7 protein-coding genes are annotated in these 10,103 nt (G+C 36.1%); 5 read left to right on the top strand and 2 right to left on the bottom strand.

Going from position 1 to position 10,103, the window contains the following annotated elements:
* Positions 1-131 precede the first annotated feature (131 nt).
* The 3 genes from HNS40_RS20740 (at position 132) to HNS40_RS20730 (ending at position 5,867) form a co-directional block, all read left to right on the top strand.
* The gene (locus tag HNS40_RS20740) at positions 132-2,339 is read left to right on the top strand and encodes a glycoside hydrolase family 3 C-terminal domain-containing protein (RefSeq protein ID WP_371742969.1); all 2,208 of its coding nucleotides are present in this window, start codon (positions 132-134) and stop codon (positions 2,337-2,339) included.
* A 135-nt stretch (positions 2,340-2,474) separates the two neighbouring features.
* Positions 2,475-4,028 carry an SDR family oxidoreductase gene (locus HNS40_RS20735; RefSeq protein ID WP_172284559.1) on the top strand — a complete coding sequence of 518 codons (1,554 nt, stop codon included), beginning with the start codon at positions 2,475-2,477 and terminating at the stop codon, positions 4,026-4,028.
* 9 nt (positions 4,029-4,037) lie between these two features.
* A complete protein-coding gene (locus tag HNS40_RS20730; RefSeq protein ID WP_172284557.1) occupies positions 4,038-5,867 on the top strand; it encodes a U32 family peptidase in 1,830 nt (609 codons plus the stop codon).
* A gap of 170 nt (positions 5,868-6,037) precedes the next feature.
* Here HNS40_RS20730 and HNS40_RS20725 read toward each other — a convergent pair whose 3' ends face one another.
* A complete protein-coding gene (locus HNS40_RS20725) occupies positions 6,038-6,502 on the bottom strand; it encodes a nuclear transport factor 2 family protein (RefSeq protein ID WP_172284555.1) in 465 nt (154 codons plus the stop codon).
* Between the two features lie 78 nt (positions 6,503-6,580).
* Positions 6,581-7,657 (bottom strand): methyltransferase, encoded by a 1,077-nt coding sequence (locus tag HNS40_RS20720; protein WP_172284553.1) that lies wholly within the window; start codon positions 7,655-7,657, stop codon positions 6,581-6,583.
* Between the two features lie 219 nt (positions 7,658-7,876).
* Between HNS40_RS20720 and HNS40_RS20715 the strand changes: the two genes are divergently transcribed.
* Positions 7,877-8,296, top strand: a complete 420-nt coding sequence (locus tag HNS40_RS20715) for a hypothetical protein (RefSeq protein WP_172284551.1) — start codon at positions 7,877-7,879, stop codon at positions 8,294-8,296.
* Positions 8,297-8,352: 56 nt separating this feature from the next.
* Entirely contained in the window at positions 8,353-9,693 is a 1,341-nt protein-coding gene (locus HNS40_RS20710; protein WP_172284549.1) for an MATE family efflux transporter, read from the top strand.
* The last annotated feature ends 410 nt before the right edge of the window (positions 9,694-10,103 follow it).

Here is a 10,103-nt window from a genome sequence, read left to right as displayed (position 1 = left end):
TGTAAAACTCTTTTACCTCAAAATAATCTAAGATAAATGCGGGTAAAAACTCTTGTAATATTGTTAATTCCAAAACTTAATTTTTGTCAGCTAAGATAAGGATTCCCCATAGTTTTTAATGTGACCCGAATATAGCTCACTCTATAGCTCTAGAAACCAAAAGCAGAGGAATCAGACAAATTTTGTCACCAGTAATAAACATTGCTAGGGATGTAAGATGGGGCCGAACCGAGGAAACCTATGGCGAGGATCCTTTTCTAAGTTCTAAAATGGCAGTCGCTTTTGTCAGTCCTTTCGAAGATATGGGGATTATTACAACACCCAAGCATTTTATTGCTAATGTTGGAGATGGCGGGAGAGATAGTTATCCCATACATTTTAATGAAAGGTTGATGGAGGAAATTTATTTTCCAGCCTTTAAAGCTTGCTTTGACCAAGGCAAATCTTGGTCGGTGATGACTTCTTATAATTCTTTTGATGGAAGACCTTGTACTGCCAATAATTGGCTTTTGAATGAAAAACTAAAAACAGAATGGGGATTTAATGGATTTGTAATTTCTGATGCTGGAGCCACTGGAGGTGCAAATGTTTTACATTTTACTGCTGCTGATTATGCTGAAGCAACACAGCAAGCCATAGAAAGTGGCTTGGATGTCATTTTCCAAACCAGCTATAATCATTATCCTTTGTTTTATGAGGCCTTTGAAAAGGGTATGATTGACCCTGATGCCATTGATGAAGCTGTTCGTAGAGTTCTTAGAGCAAAGATTAAATTGGGTTTATTCGAGAATCCATATATTGATGAAAAACAAGCTGAAAAATATAATGATACCCCAGAACAAAAGATTTTAGCAAGAAAGGCAGCACAAGCATCTATAGTTTTACTCAAGAATCAAAATCAAACTCTTCCTATAGATAAAAGCATCAAATCAATTGCTATCATTGGTGCAGATGCTGATGAGCTGCGACTGGGCGGTTATTCAGGTTCTGGTAATGAGTTGGTGAGCGTATTACAAGGCATTAAAAACAAACTTGGAGGAAATACTCAAATTCGATACGCCTTGGGTGCTTCTCGAGACTCCTCTAATTATCAAGCAGTGCCTTCCGAAAATCTTTTTCATTTAGAAAATGGAGCATTAAACCCAGGACTGAAAGGAGAATATTTTAATAATTTGAAAATGCAAGGTGAAGCAGCCCTAACAAGGACAGACTTGAAGATAGATTTTAGATGGACTTTATTTTCTCCCGATCAGAAAAAAATTAATTATGATAGCTATTCTGTTAGATGGCAAGGGAAATTAGTTTCTGACTATACTGGTGATTATGAAATTGGTTTGCAAGGTGATGATGGTTACCGTTTATACTTGAATGATGAACTCATTATTGATAATTGGAGGAAGCAAAGCTTTCATACGATGACTCAGAAATACTTTTTTGAGGAGGGTAAAGAATATGATATTAAACTTGAATTTTATGAATCTGTTGGAAATGTTTGGTTAAAATTAGTTTGGAATCAAGGCATTGAGAATAATTGGAAGAAAGAGATTCAAAATGCAGTAGATATCACTGAAAAAAGTGAAGCTGCAGTGGTGGTAGTTGGAATAGAAGAGGGGGAGTTTAGAGATAGAGCTTATTTGACCTTACCAGGTCATCAGGAGGAATTGATTCAAAAATTAGCTAAAACAGGAAAGCCCATCATAGTGGTATTGGTTGGAGGAAGTGCCATTACCATGAATAATTGGAAAGACAAAGTACCAGCCATCCTCGATGTGTGGTATCCTGGAGAACAAGGTGGGAATGCCATTGCTGATGTGCTTTTTGGTGATTATAATCCTGCAGGCCGTTTACCTATTACTTTCCCTATTCACGAATCACAATTGCCACTCTATTATAACCATAAGCCTACTGGACGAGGCGATGATTATAATAACCTTACCGGTAAACCACTTTTTCCATTTGGATATGGCCTCAGTTATACCCAATTCGAATATAACGATTTGAAATTAAGTGATATAGAAATTGCTAAAGATGAAGTGATTACAGCCACATTTAAGATTAAGAATATTGGGGATTATGATGGCGATGAAGTGGTTCAATTATATATTAAGGATTTACTAGCCTCAGTTGCCCGTCCCATATTGGAACTAAAGGGTTTTCAAAGGGTATTTTTGAAGAAAGGTGAAACCAAAGAATTGACTTTCGAAATCAATCCTGAATTGTTAATGATGCTGGACGAGAATATGAATAATGTGGTAGAGCCTGGAGCATTCAGAATTATGATCGGGGCTTCAAGTAATGATATGAGGTTAAGAGAGATTTTAACTGTGTCAGTGGAATAATTCTATTCTTACTTCTTAGTTGGTTATCTGAAAAGGATGTTCTTTTATCAAACGCCACAAAACCAAGTGCTTATTTAAAATCCCTCCAAGCTCGAATATTCCTATCTTCGCGCCTGATTAAAAAATGCATATTTGATGGAGAATACTAAGAAGCAGAGTGATATATTAAATTCAGATGAAATAGATAGCTGTATTTCTGTGCTAGAACATTTATTGGATAATGGCGATCAACTCATTCATTTATCCGATGAACAAAGAATGAAATTGATGATGGCAGCTGGGCAACTAACTCGTCCTGATAAACATGAAATCAAGAAGAGGAATAAAAGTGTGAAAGTAGCACGCAAGGAGAAAAAGGTGGAACATAACCGTAAAGCTAAGGCTGCGGCTAATATCCGTTCTGCCCGAGAGGCCACCATTTTTACGGCACCTAAACAAATTGCTGCTCCCCACCCTGAAGAGATGAAAGAGAAGAAGTTCTTGGCTTCTCCACAAAATTGCTATGTATGTAAGAAATTATATACTGAAGTCCATCATTTTTATGATGCCATGTGTACGGAGTGCGGCGACTTAAATTACACCAAAAGATTTCAAATCTGTGATATGACCGGTCAAATAGCATTGATTACGGGTTCCAGATTAAAAATTGGTTATCATGCTACTTTAATGATGTTGCGTTCAGGAGCTACAGTAATTGCTACAACACGTTTCCCTGCTGACTCAGCCATCCGCTTTGCTAAAGAAGAGGATTTCAAGGAATGGGGACATAGACTTCATATCTATGGTTTAGATTTACGTCATATTCCAAGTGTGGAATTATTTGCTTCCTATGTGGAGCAGAAATATGAACGCATGGATATTCTCATCAATAATGCGGCTCAAACGGTAAGAAGACCAGCGCAATTCTATTCTCACCTCATGGAAAATGAATTGATGCCGCATCAAGAACATTCGGAGGAGGTGAGGCTATTACTTTCTCACCATCAAGAATGTATGACCCAAATAGAAGGGGCCACTAGCCCAGATGCCAAGCATCAAAAAGCCATGGCAGTGAGTTGGAATGGTCAAGAAGCTGGAATTGGAATTAAAGCTTCGGCGCAATTGTCTCAAGTACCTTATAAGTTTGACAATACAGAGGAGGCCCAAGAAATTTTCCCAGAAGGGAAACTAGACGCCGATTTACAGCAGGTCGATTTGAGAAAAACCAATAGTTGGCGCTTGAAGCTTGGGCAAATTGAGACCCTTGAGATGATTGAGGTACAATTGGTGAATTCAGTGGCGCCATTTGTATTATGTAATCGCTTGATTTCTTTAATGCGAAAGGACAATACAGGAAAGAAACACGTGGTGAATGTATCGGCTATGGAAGGTAAATTCCATGGATTTACCAAAGCCGACCGTCACCCACATACTAATATGGCTAAAGCCGCACTCAATATGCTCACCCATACTGCCGCTAGCGATTTGGCTAAAGATGGAATATATATGAATGCAGTGGATACAGGTTGGGTGACTGATGAAGATCCAGTAGAATTAGCTCAATTCAAGCAGGAAAAACATAATTTTCAGCCTCCTCTAGATATTGTAGATGGTGCAGCTAGAGTTTGTGATCCTTTTATTGATGGAATCAACTCCGGAAAACATTGGAGTGGTAAATTTTTAAAAGATTATTTCCCAATTAGTTGGTAGATTTACAATATGAAGAAAATAGAACTTTTAGTACCCGCAAAGAATTTGGAATCGGGAATGGTGGCCATTAATTATGGTGCCGATGCTGTATATATTGGAGCCGATAGATTTGGCGCTAGAGCTGCAGCTTCCAATACTGTGAAAGATATTGAAGAACTCGTAACATATGCGCATAAGTATAATGCCAAGGTTTTTGTGACCCTAAATACTATTCTTTTCGATAAAGAGTTAGAAGAGGCTGAAAAGCTGATTCATGAAATTTATGATGCAGGTGCCGATGCTTTGATTATTCAAGATATGGGGATTCTGAAAATGAATTTACCACCTATTCCTCTTCATGCCAGCACACAAACTAATAATTACGATTTAGAGCGTATCCAGTTTCTCGATGATTTGGGATTTGAGCGAATTGTATTGGCTCGTGAACTTTCCTTAGAGGAAATCAGGAAAGTAAAAAGCAAAACCAAAGCGGAGCTAGAGTTCTTTATTCATGGTTCCTTATGTGTGAGTTTAAGTGGTCAGTGCTATTTTAGTGAAGCCATTACAGGCCGAAGTGCCAATAGAGGAATGTGTGCCCAAATGTGCCGTCATCCTTATAATCTGGTGGATGCCGATGGTAAGAAAATAGTGCTGAATAGTCATTTGCTTTCTTTAAAAGATTTAAACTTGGGTAAGGATTTGAAAGAAATGATTCAAGCCGGAGTGATGAGTTTAAAGATAGAAGGCCGATTAAAAGACATCGGCTATGTGAAAAATGTGGTGAGCTTTTATCGACAGAAGTTGGATGAGATTTTTGCTTCAAATAATGAATTTACCAAGGCCTCCTCAGGAAAAACACAGATTCAGTTTGAGCCAGATCCAGAAAAAAGCTTCAACAGATTGCATTCCGATTATTTTATAAATGGAAGAGGCGAGGAGCTGGTGAATAAAAACTCTCCCAAATCCATGGGTAAAAAGCTGGGTAGAGTGAGGTTGGTGATGAGTAACTATATCACCATTCGTACTCAAGAAGAGCTACATAATGGCGACGGATTATGCTTTATTAAAGATGGAGAAGTACTAGGTGTTCGAGTGGATAAAGTAGATGGAAATCATTTTTATTTGAGTGATATTTCTAAATTAAAATCGGGAATGGAAATCTATAGAAACCACGACCATGATTTTAATAAAAAGCTTCTAGCCGATAAATCTGTTAGAAAAGTAGCTGCTAAAATTGAAATCACTGAAATTGAAGGTAAATTAAGCTTTATCCTAAAAGATGAGGATGGTTTACAGAGTAATTATGTATTAGAGACCTTACCAGAGGCTGCTAATAATGAGGAAAGAGCCATCAGTAATATCAAAACGCAGTTGGCCAAGTCAGGAATAACCATGTTTGATATTGAGGAGGTTATCTTTAAAAGTACTCAGGCTTATTTCTTCAGAATGTCGGAGCTAAACGAGATTAGAAGAACGCTTTTTGAGAAGCACGAGCAGCATAGAATAAAGAGTTTCGTCAGAAAAGATTCTGTCATGAAAATCCAGGATATTCCATTTCCAAAAACGGAAGTAGATTTTACAGAGAATATCTCCAATGAAAAAGCCAGACAGTTTTATAAAGAGCATGGCGTTATCAAGCAAGAGGAAGCTTTAGAAATCAGCCCAGAAAAAGTGGACCAGCTCTTAATGACCACCAGATATTGCATCAAGCACGAATTGGGTTATTGCGAAAGATTTCAAGGAGCCAAAAACACGCCACCAGAACCATTATATCTAGAAGACCAAAACCGAAAATATAAATTGAGTTTCGATTGTAAGAATTGCTTGATGAAGATTCGTATGGTTGGGGGAGAGGAATAGAGATTATTTGACGTTTTTATCTTTAAATCTTATTCTAAAGAAGTTGGGTTTTTCTAGCTCTACGGGTTTGCAAGCCGATAAAACTATACTCTACAAACTGTGTATTGCTGTAACTCATTAAAATTACAAATATTTAAGTCTGTTTTGATTATTTTGTTGTATTGGTCGGATTACAAATCCGACCGAGCTGGTAAATTCGCCCAAAAAACATTGATAATCTTCCATTCACCATTAAATTTACCCACATGCAAATAATCAATAAATCCATACTGATTTGTGGACACTTTTACTGTCGCAGCGTTGCCAACAATGTCATATATGATTACTTCGGATTCTATTGACCCATCTGGGTTTACAGCATGTCTGTTATCATTATTCTCAGTTCTCATAATCATATAAGTAGCACCCCGGTTGATGATGAATTCAGTTCCATCTTTTGTCTTTTGAATACTCCTCTTAACCAATTCCGGATGCAATGCTTTTTCCATTCTAGCACCATCTTTATGAAAATATCCTTCAATATAATTTAAAGCGGTTTCTTTGATTTCAAGAGAATCTGATTGAGATTGGGCAAATAGCCCCATAGAAAAAAGGGAAATACTTAGCAATACTAAGCCTGTTTTTAACGATTTCATAGTTCTGAATTTTAATGATTAGAATATTTATAGCACTGTAATTGAATACAATAATTGAACCATAATATCCTAGGCATATTATTTCAAACACTCATAAACTACAAAACGATCATTCTCTGCCTTTACTTCAACCTTCATAAACAGCTTGCTTAAATGGCTAGCATAATTTAAATGACGATTGGCCACCATTAAAAAACGACCGTCACTTTTTAGAATCCTCTGAATCTCTCCAAATAAACTCAGCGTAATCTCTATATTATTCTCATATTCGAAGTGAAAGGGAGGATTGGAAACCACCAAAGGAAAAGACTCCGATTCGAAATGAGAAAGTTCGTCGCTAAAATGATAATGAGTAGAGGAGGAGTCCCCTAAATTAAGCTTAGCCGATTCTAAAGCCAAATAATGGTCTTCTGTTAAATGGATTTCAAGAGCAGGATTGAGTTCACGAGCTTGATGAGCTATGATTCCGTTTCCACATCCCACATCTAGCATTTTATCTTCATCTTCTTTTAATTCTATATGCTCCAATAAAAACTGAGTAGCATAGTCAATATGATTGGCTGAAAATACGCCATAATACTGCTTTAAACTCTTCTTCTCGTCCAGCTTTACTTCTCGTATTAACTCTTTTTCAAAATTAGGCTTAGGCTTTCTTAATATGAGTAATCTCGCTTTTTTCTTGGCTTTTGATTGTTCAAGCTCCTCAAAATAATGCGCTGCAATCTGCAAAGATTGTTTCGTGAAGTTACGCGTCATAAACCCAATAATGACAAGGGCATCTTCCTTTACCGATTGATGAATTTGTTGAAGGTAAAGCTCAAATAGATCCAATGATTTTGGCATTTTCATTAAAACTACTTCGATAGGTTTATCAATAGGTTCCAAAGGATTTTTAAATTGTTCTGATGAAAAGGGAAGCTTAAGCTTTTCGATGTTTTTCTCAATGGCTTTTTGCTGTGAATTGAGATTGATAATGACCCTTGGCTTTTGTTCTGCCAAATGACAAGTCAGATATCCAAATTGATCATGATAAATAGAACAATTAGTTTTCTTTATATCCAATTCTTCATAATACTGAACCATTAATTCATCAGCAGCATTCCAAGCTTGTAGGCTTCTATTTGTAGTGGCTGGATATCTTTCTATTTTCATCATCGTAAATTCTTCAATTTTTGCAAAGGTAGAAAAACAAAGTACAAGACTTGTCTCATTCATTTAGTTAGCCCGGTTTTTTGTGAAAAAATTGTATACTCCTTCTGTATCTTTATATAAAATTTAACATGATTATTTAAATTCCCTGCTTAGCTTTGCAATGAACTTATTTAAAATAGTTTTGGGTGAGTTCTATGAGAAGTAAAACACAAAAATATCCTTATGAAATCCATTATGCTCATTTTCCATTTCCTCGGCTTAGCTGTAAGTTTAGGATCTATCATTACCTTTTTAGTCATGCGTAGAACTTGTTCGAAAGTCACCTCTCATGAATCGGAGTATCTTTTGCAAAATGTTCGTAGAATTCTAAGATTAACCCACATCGGACTTGGTATAATGTTTCTTACCGGAGGGTATTTAATGACTCCTTATTGGGGTTCATTAGCACAAATGCCATTATTACATATTAAATTCACTGCTTTTATATTTTGGTATGGTACCTTAGTAGCTTTATCTATTTATACCAAAAAAGCCCAGCAAAGTCAATTGAAGCTTTGTAATCCAAGAATAGGTTTCTTGAGTTTTATCACATTAATCTTTGGATTGATTGCGGTTGCCATGGCTACTTTGCAGTTTCATTAAAAAAACATTTTTACCATCTGATTTTACTTACTTTTGCATCCCCAAAAAATAATTAGATGGATGTGAAATCCTATATACCTTTTTATAAGCGAAATTTAAAAGTAGCTATTCCTGTGATGCTATCACAAGCGGGCCAAGTTTTGGTATCGCAAGTGGATAATATGATGGTAGGTAAAGTGGGTACCATTGAATTGGCTGCTGCAGCTTTTGCCAATTCCATATTTATTCTGGGGATGGTTTTTGCCATGGGATTCACTTTTGGATTGACTCCGCTAGTTGGTCATGTTTGGGCGCAAAAAAATAAAAAAGATACCGCTGCTTTTTTGCATAATTCACTCCAATTAAATATTTTACTGAGTGTGGTTTTAGCTGTTGTGATGTGGGTGATATCCTATTTCTTCGATCAGATGGGACAAACTGCTGAAGTAGCAGCTATGTCGGTGAGTTATTATCGGATATTGGTTGTTTCCTTTATTCCCTTTATTGTATTTTTTACTTTTAAGCAATTTGCTGAAGGTATGGCAGATACCAAACATGCCATGGTCATCACTTTAATTTCCAATGTGATAAATATATTTTTTAATTATCTCTTTATATTTGGGAATTGGGGTTTACCAGCCATGGGATTAGATGGAGCTGGTTATGCTACCTTAATTGCCAGAATTTTTATGCCTTTGATGTTTCTTTACTATTTCATGAGGAAAGATCAGTTTAAGGAGTATTTTAATATGGCCTTAAGAATGCGTCCCCAATGGGAGAAAATAAAAGAACTCATCAAGATAGGTTGGCCCATAGCCACACAGATAGTTTTGGAAGTGGCCGCATTTGCTGTCTCAGGAGTGATGATGGGATGGTTAGGTGTTATTCCATTGGCTGCTCATCAGATTGCACTCGGTTTAGCTAGCGTTACTTTTATGGTGGTTACAGGTATTGGTTCTGGAACTACCATCCGAGTCTCTCATCAGTTTAGTACAAAAGATTATGCCTCCATGAAAAAAGCATCCTATGCTTCTATTCATATGGTCGTTTTGATTATGGGCATAATGGCTATATTATTTGCTGTTTTTCGCAATCAATTACCTTGGCTTTATACCTCAGATGAAGCTGTGATTTCATTAGCGGCACAATTGCTTATTATGGCTGCTATATTCCAAGTTTTTGATGGATTACAGGTGGTGCTTTTAAGTGTATTAAGAGGCGTTTCCGATGTGAAAACAGCCATGGTTTATGCCTTGATTGCCTATATATTTGTGAATATTCCAATCTCTTATGTTTTGGCTTTTACTTTTGAAATGGGTGCTATTGGTATTTGGATAGGTTTTGTTTTTGGAATAGGCTTGGCTTCTGTTTTATTTTATTTCAGGATACGTAAGATGTTTAAAAGATTGGAAAATTGAAATGTAAAAGTTTAGGAGTTCGATTTGGAAAAGTATTATTTCATTGGGTTTCTTTTATACAAAATGTATAGTTTGAATATATTTGTTACTGGAATAATTATAATATACCTCTATTTGGTTGCGTCGTATTTTTATTTAATTATCTTTGCTTTTTTATATTCACTCTCTATTTGAATGAATATAAACAGACAGTATTAATAATAATTCATTAATTTATTTATTCTAACATTTAAAATTTAGCAACATGCAACGTATTATTTATTTATTTATTTGAGTTTGTTTCGGGTCAAGAACAAAACCTGGGGGGATGAGCTAAAATGTTATACTTTTGAAAAAAAGAATCACATCAATTATGCAAAATGATTTGGCTATTATGAGTTTGTTTTTTCCAGAAGGCATGCTCGACTATT

The sequence above is a fragment of the Lentimicrobium sp. S6 genome (assembly GCF_013166635.1).
Classification (GTDB): domain Bacteria; phylum Bacteroidota; class Bacteroidia; order Bacteroidales; family UBA12170; genus UBA12170.
Note: the sequence above shows the minus strand (reverse complement) of the source record. Positions and strands in the feature narration are given on the sequence as shown.

Coding starts and splice junctions, on each gene's coding strand:
- HNS40_RS20735 (WP_172284559.1), top strand. CDS start 2,475: ATGGAGAATACTAAGAAGCAGAGTGATATATTAAATTCAGATGAAATA.
- HNS40_RS20730 (WP_172284557.1), top strand. CDS start 4,038: ATGAAGAAAATAGAACTTTTAGTACCCGCAAAGAATTTGGAATCGGGA.
- HNS40_RS20725 (WP_172284555.1), bottom strand. CDS start 6,502: ATGAAATCGTTAAAAACAGGCTTAGTATTGCTAAGTATTTCCCTTTTT.
- HNS40_RS20720 (WP_172284553.1), bottom strand. CDS start 7,657: ATGATGAAAATAGAAAGATATCCAGCCACTACAAATAGAAGCCTACAA.
- HNS40_RS20715 (WP_172284551.1), top strand. CDS start 7,877: ATGAAATCCATTATGCTCATTTTCCATTTCCTCGGCTTAGCTGTAAGT.
- HNS40_RS20710 (WP_172284549.1), top strand. CDS start 8,353: ATGGATGTGAAATCCTATATACCTTTTTATAAGCGAAATTTAAAAGTA.